Origin of the sequence: Streptomyces genisteinicus, assembly GCF_014489615.1 — a bacterium.
Classification (GTDB): domain Bacteria; phylum Actinomycetota; class Actinomycetes; order Streptomycetales; family Streptomycetaceae; genus Streptomyces; species Streptomyces genisteinicus.
Map to the genome: position 1 here is coordinate 519,975 of NZ_CP060825.1, position 21,316 is coordinate 541,290.

General features: G+C 74.9%; 17 protein-coding genes and 2 pseudogenes. 12 read left to right on the plus strand and 7 right to left on the minus strand.

The genetic code is table 11. The features are described from left to right. The first annotated feature begins 146 nt into the window (after positions 1–146). On the plus strand, positions 147–1,502 hold the full coding sequence (locus IAG43_RS02280) for a glycoside hydrolase family 10 protein (RefSeq protein WP_187739066.1): 1,356 nt from the start codon (positions 147–149) through the stop codon (positions 1,500–1,502). Between the two features lie 34 nt (positions 1,503–1,536). Here the strand turns inward: IAG43_RS02280 and IAG43_RS02285 are convergent, their stop codons facing one another. From IAG43_RS02285 to IAG43_RS02300, 4 genes are all read right to left on the minus strand, one after another. After that, the gene (locus tag IAG43_RS02285; RefSeq protein ID WP_187739067.1) at positions 1,537–3,078 is read right to left on the minus strand and encodes a phytoene desaturase family protein; all 1,542 of its coding nucleotides are present in this window, start codon (positions 3,076–3,078) and stop codon (positions 1,537–1,539) included. Between the two features lie 293 nt (positions 3,079–3,371). Continuing rightward, on the minus strand, positions 3,372–5,750 hold the full coding sequence (locus IAG43_RS02290) for a serine/threonine-protein kinase (RefSeq protein WP_187739068.1): 2,379 nt from the start codon (positions 5,748–5,750) through the stop codon (positions 3,372–3,374). After that, positions 5,732–6,670 carry an oxygenase MpaB family protein gene (locus IAG43_RS02295; RefSeq protein ID WP_187739069.1) on the minus strand — a complete coding sequence of 313 codons (939 nt, stop codon included), beginning with the start codon at positions 6,668–6,670 and terminating at the stop codon, positions 5,732–5,734. The genes IAG43_RS02290 and IAG43_RS02295 overlap by 19 nt, the downstream gene beginning before the upstream one ends. A 70-nt stretch (positions 6,671–6,740) precedes the next feature. Then, complete coding sequence (locus IAG43_RS02300; RefSeq protein WP_187739070.1) at positions 6,741–7,931, minus strand: serine hydrolase domain-containing protein; 1,191 nt, start codon at positions 7,929–7,931, stop codon at positions 6,741–6,743. 173 nt (positions 7,932–8,104) lie between these two features. Between IAG43_RS02300 and IAG43_RS02305 the strand changes: the two genes are divergently transcribed. Continuing rightward, positions 8,105–9,151 (plus strand): enoyl-CoA hydratase/isomerase family protein, encoded by a 1,047-nt coding sequence (locus IAG43_RS02305; RefSeq protein WP_187739071.1) that lies wholly within the window; start codon positions 8,105–8,107, stop codon positions 9,149–9,151. A 7-nt stretch (positions 9,152–9,158) separates the two neighbouring features. On the opposite strand, the pseudogene IAG43_RS02310 reads toward IAG43_RS02305, so the two are convergent. Then, a pseudogene (locus IAG43_RS02310) lies at positions 9,159–9,524 on the minus strand (PP2C family protein-serine/threonine phosphatase); the annotation flags it as partial. Between the two features lie 13 nt (positions 9,525–9,537). Beyond that, positions 9,538–9,681 (minus strand): annotated as a pseudogene (locus IAG43_RS02315) (IS110 family transposase); the annotation flags it as partial. A gap of 485 nt (positions 9,682–10,166) precedes the next feature. On the opposite strand from IAG43_RS02315, the gene IAG43_RS02320 reads away from it, so the two are divergent. From IAG43_RS02320 to IAG43_RS02360, 9 genes are all read left to right on the plus strand, one after another. After that, positions 10,167–10,352 carry a hypothetical protein gene (locus IAG43_RS02320; RefSeq protein ID WP_187739073.1) on the plus strand — a complete coding sequence of 62 codons (186 nt, stop codon included), beginning with the start codon at positions 10,167–10,169 and terminating at the stop codon, positions 10,350–10,352. Then, positions 10,349–10,543 (plus strand): hypothetical protein, encoded by a 195-nt coding sequence (locus tag IAG43_RS02325; protein ID WP_187739074.1) that lies wholly within the window; start codon positions 10,349–10,351, stop codon positions 10,541–10,543. The genes IAG43_RS02320 and IAG43_RS02325 overlap by 4 nt, the downstream gene beginning before the upstream one ends. Positions 10,544–10,599: 56 nt before the next feature. Further along, the gene (locus IAG43_RS02330; RefSeq protein ID WP_187739075.1) at positions 10,600–10,794 is read left to right on the plus strand and encodes a hypothetical protein; all 195 of its coding nucleotides are present in this window, start codon (positions 10,600–10,602) and stop codon (positions 10,792–10,794) included. Between the two features lie 41 nt (positions 10,795–10,835). Continuing rightward, positions 10,836–11,051, plus strand: coding sequence for a hypothetical protein (locus tag IAG43_RS02335; RefSeq protein ID WP_187739076.1), 216 nt, complete (start codon positions 10,836–10,838; stop codon positions 11,049–11,051). Between the two features lie 166 nt (positions 11,052–11,217). Further along, on the plus strand, positions 11,218–13,179 hold the full coding sequence (locus tag IAG43_RS02340; protein WP_187739077.1) for an alpha/beta fold hydrolase: 1,962 nt from the start codon (positions 11,218–11,220) through the stop codon (positions 13,177–13,179). Beyond that, on the plus strand, positions 13,176–13,886 hold the full coding sequence (locus IAG43_RS02345; RefSeq protein WP_246574031.1) for a hypothetical protein: 711 nt from the start codon (positions 13,176–13,178) through the stop codon (positions 13,884–13,886). The genes IAG43_RS02340 and IAG43_RS02345 overlap by 4 nt, the downstream gene beginning before the upstream one ends. Then, positions 13,883–14,689, plus strand: coding sequence for a class I SAM-dependent methyltransferase (locus IAG43_RS02350; RefSeq protein WP_187739078.1), 807 nt, complete (start codon positions 13,883–13,885; stop codon positions 14,687–14,689). Before IAG43_RS02345 ends, IAG43_RS02350 begins: the two co-directional genes overlap by 4 nt. Next, the gene (locus IAG43_RS02355) at positions 14,686–16,530 is read left to right on the plus strand and encodes an ABC transporter ATP-binding protein (protein ID WP_187739079.1); all 1,845 of its coding nucleotides are present in this window, start codon (positions 14,686–14,688) and stop codon (positions 16,528–16,530) included. Before IAG43_RS02350 ends, IAG43_RS02355 begins: the two co-directional genes overlap by 4 nt. A 97-nt stretch (positions 16,531–16,627) precedes the next feature. Next, entirely contained in the window at positions 16,628–18,118 is a 1,491-nt protein-coding gene (locus tag IAG43_RS02360; protein WP_187739080.1) for a phytoene desaturase family protein, read from the plus strand. A gap of 141 nt (positions 18,119–18,259) precedes the next feature. Here the strand turns inward: IAG43_RS02360 and IAG43_RS02365 are convergent, their stop codons facing one another. After that, a complete protein-coding gene (locus tag IAG43_RS02365; RefSeq protein ID WP_187739081.1) occupies positions 18,260–19,264 on the minus strand; it encodes a hypothetical protein in 1,005 nt (334 codons plus the stop codon). 204 nt (positions 19,265–19,468) lie between these two features. Here IAG43_RS02365 and IAG43_RS02370 point away from each other — a divergent pair, with 204 nt between their 5' ends. Beyond that, a complete protein-coding gene (locus IAG43_RS02370) occupies positions 19,469–21,304 on the plus strand; it encodes a hypothetical protein (protein ID WP_187739082.1) in 1,836 nt (611 codons plus the stop codon). Positions 21,305–21,316 lie beyond the last annotated feature (12 nt).

The following is a 21,316-nucleotide window of genomic DNA, read 5'->3' on the forward strand; positions in this document are numbered from 1 at the left end:
GTGGAACAGACCAGTTCAGGGCACCTGTCCGGCGGATCGAACCAGGGACGGTCGTCGAAATGTTTCGAGATCACCGGCGTTGACGCCCCGTCCGGCCGGGACAACACTCTCAGTCGCTCCTCACCCCCTGGACGAAGGGTTCGGATGTGATCAGGAAGTCCTCCCCCCGCCGTGCGCTCGCCGCCGGCACGGCGGCACTGCTCGCCGCCGCGGGCGTCGTGGCGTTCGCCGGCACCGCGCACGCGGCGGGCACGCTCGGCGACGCGGCCGCCGAGAAGGGCCGCTACTTCGGCACTGCGGTGGCCGCCCACCACCTCGGCGAAGCCGACTACACGGGCACGCTCGACACCGAGTTCTCCTCGGTGACCCCAGAGAACGAGATGAAGTGGGACGCGCTGGAGCCCAGCCGCAACACCTTCACCTACGGCAACGCCGACCGGATCGTCGCCCACGCCGAGGCCCGCGGCATGCAGGTGCGCGGGCACACCCTCGTATGGCACTCCCAGCTCCCGAGCTGGGTCGGCTCCCTCCCCGCCGCCGACCTCCGCTCGGCGATGAACAACCACATCACCCAGGTGATGACCCACTGGAAGGGGAAGATCGCCGCCTGGGACGTCGTCAACGAGGCGTTCCAGGACGGCGGGAGCGGCGCCCGCCGCAGTTCGCCGTTCCAGGACAAGCTGGGCGACGGCTTCATCGAGGAGGCGTTCCGCACCGCCCGGGCCGCCGATCCCGCCGCGAAGCTCTGCTACAACGACTACAACACCGACGGCGTCAACGCGAAGAGCAACGCGGTCTACGCCATGGTCAAGGACTTCAAGCAGCGCGGTGTGCCCATCGACTGCGTCGGCCTCCAGTCCCACTTCAACGCCCAGTCCCCCGTGCCCTCGGACTACCAGGCGAACATCCAGCGCTTCGCCGACCTCGGCGTCGACGTGCAGATCACCGAACTCGACATCGAGGGCTCGGGATCGGCGCAGGCGACCAGCTACTCCAACGTCACCAAGGCGTGCCTCGCCGTCACCCGCTGCACCGGCATCACGGTGTGGGGCGTGACGGACAAGTACTCGTGGCGCAGCAGCGGCACCCCGCTGCTGTTCGACGGCTCCTACCAGAAGAAGCCCGCCTACGCGGCGGTGCTCACCGCGCTCGGCGGCAGCGACGGCGGCGGCAACCCGCCCGGCGGCGGCACGGGCGCCTGCACCGCGGCCTACACCACCACCGCGAGCTGGCCGGGCGGCTACAACGGCCAGGTGACGATCACCGCGGGCAGCTCGGCGATCACCGGCTGGGAGGTCCCGCTGACCTTCGCCGCGCCGCAGAAGGTGGCCAACTCCTGGAACGGCACGGCGAGCTGGGACAGCAGCGGCACGGTGCTGACCATGCGGTCGAGCTACAACGGGAACCTCGCCGCCGGGGGCTCCACGTCCTTCGGCTTCACGGTGACGACGGGCGGCGGCAGCGCCGCGCCGCCGGCCGTCGGGGCCTGCAAGGCCTCCTGACGCCGTGCGGACCCGGGGCAGGAGCGGTCCGCCGTCAGCCCGCCCGGCCCAGCACCGCCATCGCGGCGTTGTGGCCGGGCACTCCGCTGACTCCGCCGCCCCGGACCGCGCCCGCACCGCAGAGCAGCACATTGGCGTGCGCCGTCTCGACACCCCAGCGACCGGTGGCCTCGGTGGCCCAGGGCCAGGAGAGGTCGCGGTGGAAGATGTGGCCCCCGGGCAGCCGCAGTTCGGCCTCCAGGTCGAGCGGCGTCTTCGCCTCGATGCAGGGCCGGCCGTCCTCGTCGAGGGCGAGCACGGACTCGACGGGCTCCTCCAGGTAGCGGTCGAGTTCGGCGAGGGTCGCCGCCAGCAGCCGCTCCCGGGTCGCGTCGTTGTCGGAGGCGAACAGGCGGGCGGGGGTGTGGAGTCCGAACAGGGTGAGGGCGTGGGCGCCCTCCGCGTTCAGCCGCGGCCCGAGGATGGACGGGTCCGTCAGCGAGTGGCAGTAGATCTCGGACGGCGGGGCGCTCGGCACCCGTCCCGCCGCCGCCTCGCGGTAGGCGGAGTCCAGTTGTCCGTAGCCCTCGGAGACGTGGAAGGTGCCGGCGAAGGCGTCCGCCGGGTCCACCCGGTGGTCCCGCAGCCGCGGCAGGCGGCGCAGCAGCATGTTCACCTTCAGCTGGGCGCCTTCGGCGGGTTCGGGCGCCGGCTCCGAGAGCAGGCGGGCCAGCTCCCGGGGCGAGGCGTTCACCAGGACGTGACCGGCGCCGACCGTGCTCTCGCCGGACGGCGCCCGGAAGGTCACCTCCGCCCGCGCGCCGTCGGTCGCCACGGCCGTCACCTCGTGCCCGACGGCGATCTCCGCACCCGCCGCGCGGGCGGCGGCGGCCAGGGCGTCGGTCAGCGCGCCCATGCCTCCCACGGGGACGTCCCAGTCACCCGTGCCGCCGCCGATCACGTGGTAGAGGAAGCAGCGGTTCTGGGCCAGCGAGGTGTCGTGGGCTCCGGCGAACGTGCCGATCAGCGCGTCGGTCAGGACCACGCCGCGCACCAGGTCGTGATCGAAGCGCCGCTCGATCGCCTCGCCGACGGGCTCCTCGAACAGCATCCGCCAGGCCTGCTCGTCACCGACCCGGGCCCGCAGTTCGTCCCGGGTGGGCAGCGGCTCGGTCAGCGTCGGGAAGACCCGCTCGGCGACCGAGCCGGTGACGCCGTAGAACTCCCGCCAGGCCGCGTACTCCCGGTCGCCGCCGGTGAGCCGGGCGAACGACTCCGCCGTGCCGGGCCCGCCGACCAGGAGCCCGCCGCCACCGGGAGTGGGCGTGTACGAGGAGACGGTCCGCTTGCGCACCGCGAAGTCGAGGCCGAGATCGCGGACGATCTTCCCGGGGAGCAGCGAGACCAGGTAGGAGAAGCGCGACAGCCGGGCGTCGACGCCCGCGAAGGGGCGGGTGGAGACCGCCGCTCCCCCGGTCGCCGCCGCGCGTTCCAGGAGCAGCACCGAGCGGCCCGCGCGGGCGAGGTAGGCGGCGGCGACGAGGCCGTTGTGGCCGCCGCCGACGATGACGGCGTCGTACGAGGCATGAGCTGGCATGGGCGGGACCCTACAGGCCGGGCACTGGGCCCGCCGGGAGCGCGTCGTCGACCGCTGCGGTCCCGCGCGCCTGCGCAGCGGCGGCGACGAACTGCGCCAGGGGCCCCACCCGGTCTCGGGCGGAGATCCCGCGGGCCTGCGTCCCGCCGCCGGGCAGCGGTGCCGCGCGGCGGCACCGGAGTTCGACGCCCGCGGCGCACTCCGCGGCAGGTTCGCCCCCCACGGGGCGGGGCAGCGTCACGTGTCAGCCCTCCTCGCCCGGGTCCGCGCCGCAGGCATCACGCCGTCACGTGTCAGTCCCGCTCGCCCGGGTCCGCGCCGCGGAGGGCGGCGACCTGGCGGTAGAGGTCGACGGCCTCGGAGTGGCGCCCGAGCTGTTCGAGGCAGTGGGCCTCGTCGTTGCGGCTCGCGAGCGTGTCCGGGTGGCCGGGACCCAGCACCCGCTCGCGGGCGTCGGCGACCTGGCGGTAGACGGCGTACGCATCCTGCCAGCGGCCGAGCCAGCCGAAGCCGACGGCGATCTCCCGGCGGCTGACCAGCGTGTCGGGGTGCCCGGGTCCCAGCACCCGCTCCCGCAGGGCGCACACCTCCTGCGCCTCGGCCAGCGCCTCCTGCCAGCGGGCGAGGCGGCCCAGGTTGACGCCGAGGGTGTGCCGGGCGCGCAGGGTCTCGGGATCGGCGGGGCCGTGCACCCTGGTGCGGTCGTCGACCAGGCCGCGGTAGAGGTCGAGCGCCTCGGAACTGCGCCCGAGCCGGCCGAGGCTGATGCCGACCTCGTAGCGGGCGGCGAGGGTGTCGGGGTGGTCGGGGCCCAGCGTGCCGGCGCGGGCCTCGGCAACGTCCCGGTAGGTGCCCAGCGCCTCCTCCCAGCGGCCCAGCCTGCCGAGGGTGTAGGCGACCTCGTAGCGGGTCGCCAGGGTGTCGGGGTGGGCCGCGCCGAGCACGCGGGCGCGGGCGCCGGCGACGTCGCCGGCCATCCGGCAGGAGTCCTCCAGACGGCCCAGCCTGCTCAGGTTGAACGCGATGTTGTGGCGGCAGCGCAGTGTGTCGGGGTGGTCCGGGCCGACGGTGCGCACCCGGGACCGGAGGACCGACTCGTAGACGCCGTGCGCCTCCTCGTGGCGGCCGAGCCGGCCGAGCGCGTAGGCGGTCTCCTGGTGGGCCGCGAGGGTGTCGGGGTGGTCGGGGCCGAGGGCGCGTTCGCGCCCCGAGCCGACGGCGGAGAACTCGGCCAGGGCGTCGGCCGCACGGCCCGTCCTGGCGAGGGTGAAGGCGGCCTCGTAGCGGCTGGTGAGGGTGTCCGGGTGCTCGGGCCCGAGCAGGGCCGCACGCTCCGCCAGGACCGATCGGTGCACCTCGCCCGCCTCGTCCCAGCGGCCCAGCCGGCCCAGGCTGAGACCGGCGTTGTGGCGGCTGGCGAGGACGGCGAGCAGTTCGGGCGGCGGAGTGGCCCGCCCGGGCACCGCGCCGCTCGCGTCCGGTGCGGCGGGGCCCGGGACTCCGGCGGGTGCGTGCGGCACTCCGGCGGACGTGTGCGGCGGCAGCCCGGCGGGGGCCTGCCCGTCGGGGGCGTGCGCGGCCGGACCGCAGCCGCCGGGCACGGAGGCGTCCGGGGTCCCCGGCCCGTGCTGTGCGGGGACCCGGACGACCGCCGGCGGGCTGGTCCAGGCTCCGGTGAGCGCGGCGGCGTGGCCCGCGGGCCGGGCTCCGCCCGCCCACAGGCCCGTCGCCCGGATGCCCTCCGTCATGCCCCGGGTCCACTCCGGCAGCCGGGGCGGGCGGAGGGCGGGCAGCTGCGGCGGGAGCGCCGGGTGCGCGCCCGAGTGGCGGGCCCCGCCGATGCGGCGCCGCAGTTCGTCCGCGTCCGAGGGCCGCTCCCCGGGGGTCTTGGCCAGCAGGTCGAGCACCGCCCGCTCCAGGTACTCGGGGATCTCCTCGCGGACCTCGCGCGGCGGCACCGGGATCGTGTCCCGGTGGCCGACGAGGATCGACCAGGTGTCCTCCAGGTCGAACGGCGGTGCTCCGGTGGCGAGTTCGTACAGGACGCAGCCGAGCGAGTAGAGGTCGCTGCGGTGGTCGACGGAGCCGCCGCCGATCTGCTCGGGCGACATGTAGTGCGGGGTGCCCATCGCGATGCCGGTGCCGGTGAGCTTGGAACTGAAGCCGATGTCCTCGCCGAGGCGCGCGATGCCGAAGTCGCAGATCTTCACCGTGCCGCCGGTCAGCCGCATGATGTTGGCGGGCTTCAGGTCCCGGTGGACGATCCCCTGGTCATGGGTATAGGCGAGGGCGTCGGCGATCTGGTCCGCGATGTCGACGACGTCGTCCACCGGCAGCGGCTGCTGCTTGTTGTCCTCCATCAGCTGACTGAGGTTGCGCCCTTCCAGCAGCTCCATCACGAGGTAGAGCACACCGTCGTGCTCTCCGAAGTCGTGCACGACGGTCACGCCGCGGTGCTGGAGCGCGGCGGCGACCCGGGCCTCCCGGCGGAACCGCTCACGGAGCACGTCGGCGAAGGCACCGTCGTGCTGGGCCCCCATCGGTTTCAGGCACTTGACCGCGACACCGCGCCCCAGCGACTCGTCGCGGGCACGCCACACCTCGCCCATGCCACCGCGCCCGATGAGATCGAGCAGTCGGTACCGGCCGTGGATCAGCCTGGTTTCCGCCATCTCGTGCTGTCGCCCCCGTCGCTGCCGTTCGCCCTCCCCTGACCGTCCAGTATGGCGGTCCGTCCGGTGAATCCCCCCGGGGTGGGTCGGGTGCCGGGACCGAGCCGTGCCATCGCCTTGAGGATGTGCCCGGGCGGCAACTGCCAGCGTATCCGGGAGGGGACGCGCCGCAGCAGACCCCCGGTGACGGCGAGGCGGTGCGACACCGCGTCGGCGGGCGGGGCGGGTCTGCCGTACAGGGCATGGGCCCAGTCGGGCAGCGAGTCGTAGGCGAGTGCGGCGAGATGCCGCCACAGCAGCGCGCGGGCGGGGACGAGCAGGGGGTGGACGGGTGGCCGGCGGAGGAAGTCGTCGACCGCGTGGGCCTCCGGCCCGGCGGCGAGCTGCGGGCGCACCCGGTCGAAGTAGGCGGCGAGTTCCGCCCGTCCGGCGGGGGCGGCCGTGGGGTCGATGCCCACCAGGCGGGCGGACTCGCGCTGTTCGCGCAGATAGCGGTCGGCGGACGCGTCGCCGAACGGGAGGCCCGAGCGGCGCAGCACGTCGAGATAGGAGTCGACCTCCGCGCAGTGCACCCACAGCAGCAGGTCCGGCTCGCCGACGCCGTACCGCTCGCCGGTGTCCGGGTCCTCGGCGGTGAGCAGCGAGTGGATGCGGCGGACCCGCGCGCCCGCCTTCCCGGCCGCCTCGGTGGTGCCGTAGGTGAGGGTGCCGACGAAGTCCGCGGTCCTCAGCAGCCGTCCCCAGGCGTCCCGGCGGAAGTCGCTGTTCTGCATGACGCCGCGCACCGCGCGGGGGTGGAGCGCCTGGAGCCAGAGCGCGCGGACGCCGGCGATCCACATGACCGGGTCGGCGTGCGCGTGCCAGGTGACGGACGCGGGTCCGAAGAGCCCCGGGTCGGCCGTGCGCGGGTCGGCGTCCATACCCTGCGTCGTACCCGCCCGGAGCCCGTCCGACCCCCGCCCGCGGACACCCGTCCCCGTGCCCCGCCCCTCACCCGGACCGGGGGCGGGAGGAGCGGGTCCCGAGCGCGCGGAAGGCCGCGTCGACGAGGGCGGTCTTGCGGGGGTCGTCGGCGATGTGCGGGCCCATCCGGTTCATCACGTAGCCGAGGGAGAGACCCGCCTCGGGGTCGGCGAGGCCGCAGGAGCCCCCGAATCCGTCGTGGCCGACGGCACGGGGGTTGGGGCCGTAGGAGCCGTTCGCGCCGCTGAGCCAGAGCCCCAGCGCCAGCTCCGTCTCCTCGGCGAATCCGGCGCCGAGAACCAGGTCGCGGCAGGCGCCCTGGCCCTCGCGCACCCGCTCGGCGGCGTCCTCGCTCAGCACCCGGTGCCCGCCGTGGCGACCCCGTCCGGCGACGATCCCGTAGAGCGCCGCCACGGCCCGGGCGGTGCCGTGCCCGTTCGCGGCGGGGATCTCGGCGGCGCGCCAGGCGGCCGTGTTGGCGGCCGCCACGCCCGTGCCGGGGTTGGCCAGCGCGGCGACGGCGAGCGGCGGCAGCCGGGCAAAGGCCGCGGCCTGTTCGCCGCCGGACCGGGGCTGCACGAGTTCGGCGACCCGGCCGCTCTCCCGCTCGGGCAGCCCGATGGCGAAGTCGATGCCGAGGGGCCCGGTGATCTCGGCGGCCAGGAACTCGCCCGGCAGCACGCCGGTGATCCGCCGGACGACCTCGCCCACCAGGTGTCCGTAGGTCAGGGCGTGGTAGCCGGAGCGGGTGCCCGGCTCCCACCAGGGCTCGGCGGCGGCGAGCCGGGAGCACGTCAGGTCCCAGTCGTACAGGTCGTCGAGGGAGTGCGGCTCGCGCAGTGCGGCGAGTCCGGCGCGGTGCGAGAGCAGGTGCCGTACGAGCACCTTCTCCTTGCCGGCGGCGGCGAACTCGGGCCAGTAGAAGGCGACCGGGGCGTCCAGGTCGAGCAGTCCCCGGTCCGCGAGGACATGGGCGCACAGGGCGGTCGGCCCCTTGGTGGTGGACCAGACGTTGACCAGGGTGTCGCGCTCCCAGGGCCGGGTGCGGGCGCCGTCGGCCCAGCCGCCCCACAGGTCCACGACGGTCTCGCCGTCCACGGTGACGGACACGGCGGCGCCCAGTTCCCCGCGTTCGCGGAAGTTCTCCTCGAACGCCTCGCGCACGGCGGTGAACCGCTCGTCGCAGTGGCCTCCGATCCGGATGGGGTGCTCGGTCATGGAACCTCCGTCGATTCGGCCGAGCGCGTCCGGGACGCCCCACCGGAACATACCGACTGGTCGGACCGCGCGGGAAGAGGGGCGCCCGGGGTATCGCGGACCGCCCTGCCGGCGCACCGCCCCGGTGCGCGAGGATGGCCCCGGACGAACACCGCACGCGGAAGGACGACGGCATGGCCCCCGACGAAGGCGACGGACCCGTACGGCTGCGCACCGAGGGCCGCGCCGCGTACCTCACGCTCGACCGCCCGCGCGCCATCAACGCCCTCACCCACGAGATGGTGCTCCTGGCCGCGGCAGCGCTGGACCGCTGGGAGCACGATCCGGACGTGGGGGTCGTGGTGCTGTCGGGTGCGGGCGAACGGGGGCTGTGCGCGGGCGGCGACATCCGCGCCATCCACGACGACGCCCGGGCCGGCGGCCGCGCCTCGGTCGCGTTCTGGCGGGACGAGTACCGGCTCAACGCCCGCATCGCGCGCTATCCGAAGCCGTACGTCGCGCTCATGGACGGCATCGTGATGGGCGGCGGCGTGGGCGTGTCCGCGCACGGCGCGGTGCGGGTGGTCACCGAGCGCTCCAGGATCGCCATGCCGGAGACGCTGATCGGCTTCGTGCCCGACGTCGGCGGCACTCACCTGCTGGCCGCGGCTCCCGGCGAGCTCGGCACCCACCTCGCGCTGACCGGCGACGCCGTGGGCGCGGGGGACGCGCTCCTGCTGGGCCTCGCCGACCACTTCATGCCCTCCGAACGCCTTCCCGAGTTCGCGGCGGCCCTCGCGTCGGGCGACGTCGGCGCCGCCGTCCGCCGGTACTCCGCTCCGGCGCCCGGGGCGCCGCTGGCCGGGGCGCGGGCGTGGATCGACCACTGCTACGCGGCACCGACGGTCGAGGAGATCGTGGACCGGCTGCGGACCTGCGGTGAGCCCGAGGCGAAGGAGACGGCCGGGGCGCTGCTCGAACGGTCCCCGACGGCGCTGAAGGTGACGCTGGAAGCGGTGCGCAGGGCCCGGGCCCTGGGCGCCCTGGAGCCGGTGCTGGAGCAGGAGTTCAGGGTCTCCTGCACGGCCCTGTCGTCGCCGGACCTGGTCGAGGGCGTCCGCGCCCGGGTCGTCGACAAGGACCGGGCCCCGCGCTGGTCGCCGGCGACGCTGACCGAGGTGTCGCGCGCCGACGTGGAACGGCACTTCGCGCCGCTGGACGGCCCCGGGGTGTGGGACTGAGGGAGCGTCAGCCCCCGTCGTGGGCGGCGCGCAGCAGCAGCAGCGCGGTGTCGTCGCCGCGGGGTGACGGCGCGTCCCCGAGCAGGGCGTCGGCGAGCGCCTCCAGCGGCTCGCCGGGGCCGCCGGGGCCGTGTGCGAGGCGGTCCGCCAGTCCGGCGAGCGCGTCGTCGATGTCGGTGCCCGGCCGCTCGATCAGTCCGTCCGTGTAGAAGACGAGCACCGAACCGGGCGGCAGCGGGACGGACGTGGTGGGGTAGACGGCCGACGGGTCGACGCCGAGCAGCGGTCCGCCGGCCAGGTCCAGGACGTGCACCCGGCCCCCGGGGTCGCGCAGCAGCGGCTGCGGGTGGCCGGCCCGCGCGAGCAGCACCCGCCGTCCCGTTCGCGAACAGCTCGCGGAGCTTGGGCTCGGTGTTGGGCAGCCGCCTGTCGAACGCCTTCTTCCCGGCCGGCGTGACGGCGGTGGCGTGGTGTTCGCCCTTGCCGACGTCCAGGCCGAGGAAGACGTCGATGCTGCTGGTATCGATCACGTGCAGGCCCCTCCGCTCACGTTCTCGTCCGGCCTTGCCTGGGCACCGAGCTGCCACATCCACGTTACGGAGAGCTCTTCCGGCTCGGGTGAAGCCGGTGCTCAAGCCCCTCATCAGCGGTCCGTCGATGCCTCCGGGCCCGGTGACACCACCCCCCGGATCATCAACAACAAGGGGGGGAAGTCATGCCGGACCCGAAGGCCGGTAGCCCCATTGCGGAGCCACGAAAAAGGTAACGGGGGGGTATTAACCCATCCCGCAGCAGCCCTCAACCGGTGGCACCGCCCCCTGCACCATCCTGCGGGCGGCCCTGCAGCCTCGTGCCAGCCGACGGCCTTCCCTCCCGGCCCGTGGCGCGGCCATCGTTGTCGGCACAGACGGCAGCTCCTTCGGCCGGGCCCTTCGGGTCCGGGGGACCGCGCTGCCGTGCGGACCTGCGGCGGGAGCCTCCGGGCGCCGTCGCAGGCTGACATGAGGAGGGAACCATGCAGCAGGTCAGAACCCCGGGCTGGGCCGCCGTCGGTCCGCTCGACGAGAGATCCGAGGGGCAGTCCTTCTGCTCCGCGACGCCGATCGCCGCCACCAACGTGGTCGCGACGGTGGCGGCCGCCCTGGTCGTCGCCTACGCGGCCGGGGCGATCATCGGAAGCACCACCGAACCCCAGCTGTGACCGGCACCCGCCGGGCGGCGGCCACCGCCTGCCCCGTCACCGCGGTCACGGCGCGCGCCCTGTCCGAACACGACACCGGGCACACCGGCCCCGCCACGGGCCCGGTCGCCTCGGTTCTGGTCGTCGTGGCGGAGGTCGCCGTCGGTCCGGCGATCGGCCACATCGGCGGCACCACCGAGCCGCAGCTCTGAACGGCCGGACTCCGGCCCCCTCGCTCCACACCTGCTCACCCACCAAGGAGAAGACCATGAGCGTTTCCGCCTTCCAGGCACTCCCGGCCACGGCACGCCCCCTGACCGAGGAGGACCCCGGTCACCTCGCCATGGGCACGGCCCCCGTCACGGCCACGCCCATGGTCCTGGCGACGGCGTTCGCCGCCGGCCTCGCGGTCGGTGTGACGCTCTGCGACTCGATCGGCGAGACCGGGCCCATCCAGGCCTGACCGCGCGCCACTCCACGAGGAACACGGACAAGGAGAACCAGATGGACGACACTTCCTTCCTGACCAGACCCGGCGCCCTCACCGACATCAGGATCGACGACCCCGACGGCCGGTTCGTCACCGCCCAGGTACCCGTCCTGAACACGGTCGCCGCCGTGGTGGCGGGCGTGATCATCGGAGCGGCTCTGGTGAACGCGTTCCAGGCCGGACGTGACGGGAGCATGGATCCTCCCATCGAGGTCGAGATCCCGCAGTGACGCAGAGGTCCGGTGCCGGCCGGGGGCATGCCGCCCGGCCGGCACCGGACCGGGACGGCCGGGACCCGGCCTCCCGCACCGGAGCGCATCCGCATCCGGGCAGTCCGCGCGCCGGACACCCCTCCGCCGGCCGGCCCTGCCCGACTTCCGCCCAGGAGTACCTTCCATGCTCGCTCGCCTCGCCAAGCTCAGAGCCTCCGGGCCCACCGCCCGGACGGTGGTCTCGGCCCTCACCGGCCCCCTGCCCCTCTCCCGCGGCCAGGCCCTCGGCGCGTCCGAACGGATCGCGGCGCTCACCTCCCTGCTGTCCAGCCTGGAGCACCTCACCCTCGCGGACCAGAAGCGGCCGGGCGGACTGAACGACTGGGCACTCGCCCGGCGCGGGCACGCCCACTCCGGCAGACCCCTGCGGAAGCTGCTCGACATCGTCGCCGACGAACGGACCAGCCGGGTCCTGCACACCGCCCGGGTGGCCGCGAGCGCCGCTCTCCTCCTGCCCGGTGACAGCCGGGCGCGCGGAGCGGCCAACCTCTTCCTCGGTCTCAGCGGCGCCCTGCTCTATCCCACCCACCGCTACGGCACGGACGGCTCCGACCAGGCGTCCGGCCTGGTGCAGACCGCGACCGGACTGGCCCGGCTGGCCCCTTCCCCCGCCGCCCAGGACGCCCTGATGTGGTACGTGGCGCTCCAGTCCAACATGTCGTACGTCGTCTCCGGCTGGGTCAAGCTCCTCGGGAAGGACTGGCGCGACGGCTCCGCCCTGACCGGTGTGCTGCGCACCAGGACCTACGGGCACGAGAAGGCGTGGCGGCTGGCCCGCCGCCACCCCCGCTCCGCACGGGCCCTGGCCCACGGTGTGCTGGCGATGGAGTGCCTGTTCCCGGTGCTGTACCTCAGGGGCGGCCTGCTGACCCGCCCGGTGATCGCCGGCGCCGTCGCCTTCCACCTCGCCAACGGCTCGGTCATGGGACTGGGGAGGTTCATACCGGCCTTCGTCTCGATGCATCCGCTGGTCGCCTACACCAGCACGCCCCGCAGCCACCCCGCCGTCGCCGGACGGGACGACCGGATGCCGGCGGCCGCGGCCCTGCTCCTGGCCGGCACGGCTGCCGCGGCGGCCGCGGCGGCGGTCCGCCGCGGGCTGCGGGCCACCGACCACCCGTTCGGCAGCACGGTCACCACCCGCCACGGCAACGAACTGGCCTACGACGGCACGATCGGCACGGCCGGCGAAGGCCCGGTGGCCGTCCTGGTGCACGGACTCGGCGCCCTGCCCGCGCACTTCAGCTGGTACACCAGGGCCCTCAACGCGGGCGGACGCCCCTGGCTGGCCTACAGCCGGGCCGGCTACGGGGCGAGCAAGCGGCACTCCTCGTCGCCCTACCACCTGGGCGAGTCGGTGGACGACCTGGTCGACCTGATCGAGGCGGCCGTACCGGAAGGACGCCAGGTCTCACTCGTCGGGCACTCCCTGGGCGGTGAGCTCGCCAGACGGGCGGCCGTCCGGCTCGGCGAGCGGGTGCACTCCGTCGTCTACGTGGACAGTTCCCATCCTCAGCAACTCGACCGGTCCAGCCGCCAGGGCGAGAACGCCCAGCACCTCGAGGCGCTGATCCGCTCGACGTCCGTCAGCCTGCGGGCCGGCCTCGGTGTGCTCATGCAGACTCCCGGCTGGATCCGGAACCTGCCCGCGCCGGTGCGCGACAGGGCGATGGCGGAGCTCGCCGACCATCGCATGTGGACCGCCGCGCTGCGCGAATGGCGGGCCGCGGAGGCGGACTTCCGGTCCTTCGAGGGCCCGCTGCCCCGGCTGGAGAGCCACGCCCTGGTGCTGTCCGCCCAGCAGACCGTCGACAGCGACCCCGACCACCTGCTGCTGCACAAGGACCTCGCCGACGCGCACCCGGCGGACAGGACCGTCCGGAGCACCGTCGTCGAGAACGCCGACCACGACAGTCTCCTGACCGACCCCCAGCTCGCGGGCGAGGCCGCCCGGCACCTCCTGGCCTTCCTCGGCGACACCACGGCCGCGCTGCCCGGCGCCGGCCCGGGGCGGCAGACCACCACAGGACAGCCGAGCACGACGGATCAGCAGTCCGCGACGGCCCGCCAGGAGGGAACCCGATGAACGGCACCGACCCCAGCGCCCCGGCCGGCCGGCTGCTCGCCCGCCACTTCGGCGGCGCGGACGGCAACGTACGGCTGCTCGCCGGCCTGCTGCTGGTGGGCACCCTCGTCAGCCAGCACCCTCTGCCGTCGTTCAGCAGGCTCGCCCGGTTCGACGTGTTCTCCACCCTGTTCCCCAACTGGCGCTTCTTCGCGCCCACTCCGGCCCAGCACGACCTGCAGTTCTACTGCCGCACCCTGAACGAGGCCGGGGAGACCTCCGACTGGACGCCCGTGGAGGTCATCGCGGGGCGCAGGGCCCACCAGATCGTCTGGTTCCCCAGCCGCCGGGCCGAGAAGGCGGTGTTCGACCTCGGCACCGAGGTGATGCGCCATCTCGACAAGGGGTTCACCACGGCCCGTGGCATGCCCGGATACCGCATCCTGAGCGCCTGGTTCCGGGCCGGCATCGAGCGTTCGGGGGCCACCGGCATCAAGGGTTTCCAGTTCACCCTCGCCCGCAACGCCGGCTACGACGACTCCGAGGAGCCGGAGATCATCTTCGTCTCCCCCTACACCCCGATGAACACCCCGGCACACGGCACCCCGACGCACAACGCCCCGGCACACCACGCCCCGGCCCATGGCACAACGGCCCATGGCACAACGGCCCACCACACCCCGGCGACCACCCCGTCCGCTCCGGCGGGAGAAGGCGAGCAGGCATGAGCACCGCGACCGCACCGTCGGACACCGCCGCCCCCGCGATCGCGGACATCGGCTACGGCAGGGTCTTCGCCGACTTCTACGACCGGCTCTTCCCGCAGGACGGCACGGCCGAGCGCACGGCCGCGGCACTGGCGGACTGGCATCCCGGCGGGTCGGCACTCGAACTCGGGGTGGGCACCGGCCGCATCGCCGTCCCCCTCGCACGTCTCACCGGCGAGGTCGTCGGTGTGGACTCGTCCCCGGAGATGCTCGAACGGCTGCGGACCGCCGTCGCGGAGTCCGGGGTCCCCGTGACCCCCGTGCACGGCGACATCCGCACGTACGACGACGCCGGCAGCCACGGACTCGTCTACTGCGTCTGCGGCACGATGTCCCTGATCCTCGACCCGGCGGGCCAGCGCGCCGCCGTCGCCGCGGCCGCGCGCCGGCTCGCGCCCGGCGGAACCCTCGTGGTGGAGACCCACAACCCCGGCTTCGTCCACACCCTGCACGAAGGACTCAGCCGCACCTCCTTCTTCGCCCCGTACCCCGAACCGGGGACCGGGCTCCAGACCTACTCCACGCTCCTCGCCGAACAAGGGCTCTGGCACACCTCGCACCTGCTGCACGAGCCCGGCGGCACGCGGATAGGAACCGAGATCACCCGCCTCACCACCCCGGAGGACATCGAGGCGTACGCGGCCGACGCCGGACTCGAACGGGTCAGCCTCCACGGCGACTGGTCCGGCGGCGCGTTCGACACCGCCCTCAGCGGCGTCCACATCAGCCGGTTCGTCCGCGCCGGACGGACGGAGCTCTCATGACCGCCGCCACAGCCGCGCCGGGCGGCCTCGTCACGCGGCTGACCCGTTCCCAGGCCCGGCTCCTGACGGGCGGGGTACTGCTCGGGACCGTCGGCGTGGTCTCCACCCTCGTGCAGCCGAAGCTGGTCGCCCACCTCATCGAGGCGGTCGGGCGGGACGAGCCGGTCGCCCTCTTCGTCGTCCTGCTGGCCGTCCTGTTCGTGGCGGACGCCGCGCTCTCCGCGACCCAGGGGTGCCTCATCGGCCGGGCCGGCGAGAACATCGTCCGCGACGCCCGGGTCCTGCTCGCGGGGAAGGTGCTCCGCGCCGACCTCGGGTACCTCCACACCCAGCGGCAGGGCGACGTGCACACCCGGCTGGTGGGCGACACCGCGCTGATGAAGATCGCGCTCACCCAGAGCATGGCGCAGATCCTCCTCAACGGGCTGATCGTGCTCGGCGGGGTGGTGATGATGGCCCTGATCGACCTCTGGCTGCTGCTGGTGACCGTCGGCTGCCTCGGCGTGGCCAGCGTCGCCTCCATCGGGGTCGCCCGCGGGCTGCGCCGGGCGGCCCTGGTCAACCGCGCGGACACCGGCGAGTTCGGCGCCGACCTCCAGCGGGTGCTCGCGGCCCTGCCCACGGTGAAGGCGGCCGGGGCGGAGAGCCGGGAGGAGGACCGCCTCGCGGCGCGCGCGGACACGGTCCGCCGGTCCGGCAACCGGGTCACCGTGCTCAACGCCCTGTTCTCGCCGGTCCTCAACGTCGGGCTGCAGGCCTCGCTCGCCGCCGTGATGGGCATCGGCATGGCCAGGGTGGCGACCGGCTCCCTGGGCGTCGCCGATTTCACGGCCTTCACGATGTACCTCTTCTACCTCGTCTCCCCGCTGGTCCTCGTCTTCCTCTCGCTCGGCACCTACCAGCAGGGCCGGGCCGCCATGCAGCGCGTGGACGAGCTGGACGGCATCCCGCAGGAGGACGCCCCCGCTCCCGCCGGCAGTGCGGGTGCCGCTCCGGACCCGGTGCGGGACGCGAGCGCCGAGCCGCCCGTCCCTGGCGGGCATCCGGCCGTCGAGTTCCGCGACGTCCGCTTCGGCTACGGCGACCGGCCCGTCCTGGACGCCGTGTCCTTCACCGTGCCCCGGCGCGGGCTCACCGCACTCGTCGGTGTCTCCGGCGCCGGCAAGACCACGGTCTTCCAGCTCGTCGAACGGTTCTACCGCCCCGAACGGGGCGCCGTGCTCCTGGACGGCAGGGACATCGCGCACCTGTCACCCGCCGAGATCCGCGGCGGCGTCGGCTACGTCCAGCAGGACAGCGCCGCGATGCGCGGCACCGTCCGGGAGAACATCGTGTACGCCGCGCCCGACGCCACCGAGGCCGACATCGCGGAGGCGGTCGACCTGGCCGGGCTCACCGCTGTGGTCGCGGCCCTGCCCGAGGGCCTGGACACCCCGCTCGGCGACCACGGCACCGGACTCTCCGGCGGACAGCGGCAGCGGCTCTGCGTGGCCAGGGCGCTGCTCCAGAAGCCCGCCGTGATCCTCCTCGACGAGGCCACCGCCCATCTCGACTCCGAGTCGGAGGCGGCGCTGCGCGACAGTCTGCGGCGCATCGCCCGCCGCTGCGCGGTCGTCGCCATCGCGCACCGCATCTCCACCGTGGTGGAGGCCGACCGCATCGTGGTCCTCGACGACGGCCGGGTACGCGCCGTCGGCACCCACGCGCAGCTCATCCGCGACGACGCCCTCTACGGCCGGCTGGCCGCGGCTCAGTTCGCGGACGGCGCCCGTACCGAGGCGGCGTCGCTGGCGGCCACCGGCGCACCGTCCTCGCGGCCCGGCGCGGGAGTGGCCGGATGACCCCCGCCGCCGCGGGCGCCGGTCAGACGGCGCACCGCCCGCCCGGCCCCGGCGGCGACGCCCGCCGGCTCTGTGCCCAGGGCCCGGGACGCCCCCGGTGAGCGCGGTGGACGCGGCCGTCGTCGGCAGCGGGCCGAACGGCCTCGCCGCCGCCGTCGTGCTGGCCCGCGCCGGCCTGCGGGTCGAGGTGTACGAGGCCGCCGGCACCCTGGGGGGCGGGCTGCGCGGAGCCGACCTGTTCGACTCCGGCGTCGTCCACGACATCTGCTCGGCGGTGCATCCGATGGGCATGTCCTCCCCGTTCTTCCGGGAGTTCGGCCTCGACGCGCGGGTGGACATGCTCCGCCCGGAGATCAGCTACGCCCACCCCCTCGACGACGGGCGGGCCGCCCTCGCCTGGCACGACCTCGACGCGACCTGCGCCGGGCTCGGTCCGGACGGAGCGCGCTGGCGCCGCCTGATGGAGCCGCTGCTGGCGCACGGCACGGAGCTGGCCGGGCTGCTCCTGTCCGACCTGCGGCGGCCTCCCGGCCTCCGGGCCGCCCCGGCCCTGCTGAGCCGGGTCCTGCTCCACGGGACCCGGCTGGGGCCCCTCGCCTTCCGCGGCGAGAAGGCCCCGGCGCTGCTGGCCGGCGCCGCCGCACATGTGACCGGCCCGCTGCCGTCGCTGCCCGGCGCCGCGGTCGGGCTGCTGCTCGCACAGCTCGCCCACGGGCCGGGCTGGCCGGTACCGCGCGGCGGCAGCCGGAGCATCGCGGACGCCCTGGCGGCCGACATCCAGGCGCACGGGGGCGTGCTGCACACCGGCCGGGAGATCACCGACCTGCGCGAGCTGGACGGAGTGCGGGCGGTTCTCCTCGACGTCTCCCCCACCGCACTGGAATCCCTCGCCGGCGGCCGGCTGCCCCCTCGCTACGCCCGCGCGCTGCGCCGCTACCGCTACGGCCCGGCGGCCGGCAAGGCCGACTTCCTCGTCTCGGAGCCGATCCCCTGGTCCGCCCCCGAAGTCGGCCGGGCGGTGACCGTGCACCTCGGAGGGACGGCGCGGGAGGTCTTCCGGCAGGAGACGGCCACCGCCCGGGGCCTACCGGGCGAACGGCCCTTCGTGCTGGTGGTGGACCCGGCCGTGGCCGACCCGGGGCGCGCCCTCCCCGGGCGCCGTCCGGTGTGGGCGTACGCGCACCTCCCGCACGGCTCCACCCGCGATCCGCTGCCGCTGGTGCGGGCGGCGATCGAGCGCCACGCGCCCGGGTTCACCGACACCGTGGTCGCCGAACGCGGCGTGTCCGGGGCCGCGCTGGCCCGCTACAACCCCAACTACGTCGGCGGGGACATCGCTACGGGAGCCCTCGGCCTGCGGCAGTCCGTCTTCCGGCCCGTGGTCCGCTGGGACCCGTACCGCACCCCGCTGCCGGGCGTCTACCTCTGCTCGGCCGCCACCCCGCCGGGTCCCGGCGTGCACGGGATGTGCGGCCTGCTGGCCGCCCGGAGCGCCCTGCGCCGGGAGTTCGGCCTGCGGGTGCCGCCGCTGGGACGGAGCGGGGCGGGGGCCCGTGGCGCCCGCCGGGACGGAGCGGCCGCGGAGTGAGACCAACGGGCGGAGCCGTCGCGCCGCCCGTCACCGCCCACACCCCGCGGCGCTCACGCGCAGAGCGCCCGCACCCGGCCGCCTGCACCCGGCGGCGCTCACCCGGCCGCCCGCACCCCGCCGCGCTCCCCCGCCGAGCGGTCACACCCAGCCGCGCTCACGCGCGAGCAGCGCGGCCTGGGCCCGGTTGCAGGCGCCCAGCAGCGTCAGGACGTCGGAGATGTGCCGCCGGTAGGTGCGCAGGGACATGCGTGCCTGCCGGGCACCCGTCTCGTCCTTGCTCACGGCGCACATGGCGGTGAGCACCAGGCGCTGGGTGTCGGTGAGCCGGACGGTGCGCCCGGTGTCCACCGCCGCGAGGTCGGCGAAGTCGGTCGCGGTGGCCCACAGCCGCTCGAAGAGGCCGACCAGGCTGCTCACCAGCCCGCTCTCCTCGGTGTACAGGGCGCCGCGCCCGGTGTCGCGGGCGTCGATGGGCACCAGTGCCGCGTGCCGGTCGCAGACGAGAACCGTCTCGGACAGCTGGTCCGCGACCCTGACGGCCGCGCCGCCGGCATGCAGGTGCCGCATCCTGCCGAGGCTCTCCGCGTCGGCGAGCGCCGTCGTCCGCACCAGGACCCGCACGCGCACCGTCCGGCTCAGCCGCCCCAGATCGAGATGCCGGGCGTAGGCGGCGCGCTCCGGTGTGAGTGCGTCGCAGGGGTCCGCCGCGAGCACCTCCGACCGTGCCCCGAAGGCCAGTTGGCCCGCCCGGGCGCGTACCGCCCGCGGGTCCTCCAGCCGGACCAGCGCGGCGGCGGCGTCTCCCGGGGCCGCGGCCCCGGGCACCGGTCTCTCGTGCCGCAGCGACCGCAGGACCGGCCGCATGTCGACGAGCTGACGCATCGTCCGGTGCGCCGCGTCCAGCTGCTCGCCCGCCAGCCGGGGAACGGCGACGACGGGATCCACCGCCCAGGTGGTCGCGTCGTCCCCGTGCAGCAGGCGCAGCTCCCGGAGCCGCGCGACGGCCCGCAGCACGGTCTCCCGTTCGTCCGGTGACGTCCCGGGGATCCGCCGCTGGGGTGTTCCGGGATTCCGCAGGAAGTGGCGGTAGACGTCCTCCTCGGTGCTGGTCAGACCGAGTACGGACATGCTGTGGGCATTCATGCGGCCTCCCTGGGGATCCGGTCCGGTCACCCGGCGCGATCACCGCTCCACGCTAGCCACGACCCCCGGCCGGTGGGGTCCCACAGGGGTCTCACGGGAGTCTCACAGGCCGATCCGGTTCATGGTCTTCTCGTCGTGGAGCCCGCTCACTAGGGTGTCGCCGTGTTCGAGGACGGTCCTGCGGGAAGCGTGGTGGAAGGCCTCATGACCGAGGCTGCGGCGACGGGTGCACCGGCTCGGGCGACGCCCGAAGTGCTGCGGGCGGTGATGGACCGTCACCGGCTGGTGAACCTGACGGGGCCGCTCGGGAGCGGCAAGTCCTGGCTGGTGTCACGGCTGGGGCCGTCGCGCGTGGTGGACCTGTCCCGCGACGGCTCCCCGGACGCCGTGCGGGCGGCGCTCGCCGAGCCCACCACCCGGCCGCTGGTGCTGGACAGCGCCGACGGCCCGGACGCCCTCGCGGTGCTGGACGGCGTACGGCTCCCGCACGAGACGCCCGCCGCACCGCTGCTCGTCGTGAGCCGGCGTTCCTTATTGGCCCAGCCCGGCTGGACGCTCTCGGGAGCGGCCGTCCTGGAGACCGCGCCCTGGTCCGACCAGCGGATCGCGCGGCTGGCGGCCGACGCACAACTGCCCGCCGCCGCGGCACGGGAGCTGGTCGTCCGCATGGCCGGCGGCAACCCGCTGGTCGCCGGCGCGGCCTGCCGGGCGCTGCACGCGGGCGCCTCACCGGACGCCCCCGGGGCCGTCGCCGACCAGGCCGTGCAGGAGATCACCGCGCGTCTGTCGCGCGAGCGTCCCGGCCCCGGGTGGGAGAGCGCCCTGGACAGGCTCGCCACCGTCTGGGGCGGGGACCGGGAGCTCCTCGACGAGAGCCGGGAGCTCTTCGAGTCGCTGGGCCGGCTCAGCCTCATCGGCCGTACGGAACTCGGTCTGGCCGTGCTGGAGCCGTTCCGCTCCGTGCTCCGGCTGGCCCACCGGTGGCGGCAGCCCGCGGCCCACCACGGGGTGCTGTCCCGCGCGGTCACCCGCCGCAGGCGGCAGCTGGCCGCGGAGCCGGACGTGGCGCACCGGGGGCGGCTCGCCGAGGGGACCATGGCCCTCCTCGACCACCCCGTCGTCCGCGAGACGCTGTTCCCGGCGAGCGCGGCCGACGGTTCGATCGAGACGGCGGCACCGGACGACGCCGACGACATCGGCGGGCTGATGCACCAGTGGGCCCGGCAGGGCGGCATGGACACCCGGCGCACGGAGCGCATGGTGGACAGGTGGCTGCGTGACGACCCCACCGGCTTCCGGCTGGCCCGGGACCGCGACGGCCGGGCCGTGGGCGTCATGGGTCTGGTGCATGCCGCCGACCGCACCGTCGGCAGCATGGAGCCCCTGCTCCAGCAGCACACGGACCGGCTGATGGGCGGTCAGCCGACCCGGTCCCTGGTCCTCGGAGCCGCGTACTGCCCGGACCGCGGACTGCACGCGCGGCTGCTGCGGGACCTGCTCCACCACGTCATGGCGAACAGCGTGCTGCTGACGGTCTCCACTCCGAGCCCGCACTACCAGCAGCTTCTGACGAGCCTGCACTTCCACGAGCACGGCACCACGGCCGACGACGTCTACCGGTGCGGCCGCAAGCCCGAGATCTACAGCCAGGACTTCGGACACGACGCGATCACCGCATGGGTGGAACGACTCCCCTTCGGTCTGCGGACGGCCGGGCCCTCGGCCACCGGCCGCGACGTGGGCGAGGCGCTCGCGCACCTCTCCGACCCCGCCTGGCTGGCGCACAGCCCGCTGCTGCGCTCCCCGGGCACACCGACGGCGGAGGATCTGCGGAAGGCGCTGCGGGACGGGGTGTGCGCCCTGGCGGACAGCGACACGCGCGAGGACGCCGAGGCCGGGCAGATCCTGCTGCACTACTACCTCGGGCGCCGGCAGACCCATCAGCAGCTGGCGCGCCGGCTCCATCTGAGCCGGGCCACCTACTTCCGCCGGCTGCGGCACGGGCTGGATCTGCTCGGGCAGCGGCTGGACGCGGACTGAGCGCCGCGCGCC

Excerpts from the sequence above, each read along its gene's own strand:
- IAG43_RS02355 (WP_187739079.1), top strand. The coding sequence starts at position 14,686 with ATGACCGCCGCCACAGCCGCGCCGGGCGGCCTCGTCACGCGGCTGACC.
- IAG43_RS02335 (WP_187739076.1), top strand. The coding sequence starts at position 10,836 with ATGGACGACACTTCCTTCCTGACCAGACCCGGCGCCCTCACCGACATC.
- IAG43_RS02305 (WP_187739071.1), top strand. The coding sequence starts at position 8,105 with ATGGCCCCCGACGAAGGCGACGGACCCGTACGGCTGCGCACCGAGGGC.
- IAG43_RS02340 (WP_187739077.1), top strand. The coding sequence starts at position 11,218 with ATGCTCGCTCGCCTCGCCAAGCTCAGAGCCTCCGGGCCCACCGCCCGG.
- IAG43_RS02365 (WP_187739081.1), bottom strand. The coding sequence starts at position 19,264 with ATGAATGCCCACAGCATGTCCGTACTCGGTCTGACCAGCACCGAGGAG.
- IAG43_RS02285 (WP_187739067.1), bottom strand. The coding sequence starts at position 3,078 with ATGCCAGCTCATGCCTCGTACGACGCCGTCATCGTCGGCGGCGGCCAC.
- IAG43_RS02295 (WP_187739069.1), bottom strand. The coding sequence starts at position 6,670 with ATGGACGCCGACCCGCGCACGGCCGACCCGGGGCTCTTCGGACCCGCG.
- IAG43_RS02300 (WP_187739070.1), bottom strand. The coding sequence starts at position 7,931 with ATGACCGAGCACCCCATCCGGATCGGAGGCCACTGCGACGAGCGGTTC.
- IAG43_RS02370 (WP_187739082.1), top strand. The coding sequence starts at position 19,469 with ATGACCGAGGCTGCGGCGACGGGTGCACCGGCTCGGGCGACGCCCGAA.
- IAG43_RS02350 (WP_187739078.1), top strand. The coding sequence starts at position 13,883 with ATGAGCACCGCGACCGCACCGTCGGACACCGCCGCCCCCGCGATCGCG.
- IAG43_RS02330 (WP_187739075.1), top strand. The coding sequence starts at position 10,600 with ATGAGCGTTTCCGCCTTCCAGGCACTCCCGGCCACGGCACGCCCCCTG.
- IAG43_RS02290 (WP_187739068.1), bottom strand. The coding sequence starts at position 5,750 with ATGGCGGAAACCAGGCTGATCCACGGCCGGTACCGACTGCTCGATCTC.
- IAG43_RS02320 (WP_187739073.1), top strand. The coding sequence starts at position 10,167 with ATGCAGCAGGTCAGAACCCCGGGCTGGGCCGCCGTCGGTCCGCTCGAC.
- IAG43_RS02345 (WP_246574031.1), top strand. The coding sequence starts at position 13,176 with ATGAACGGCACCGACCCCAGCGCCCCGGCCGGCCGGCTGCTCGCCCGC.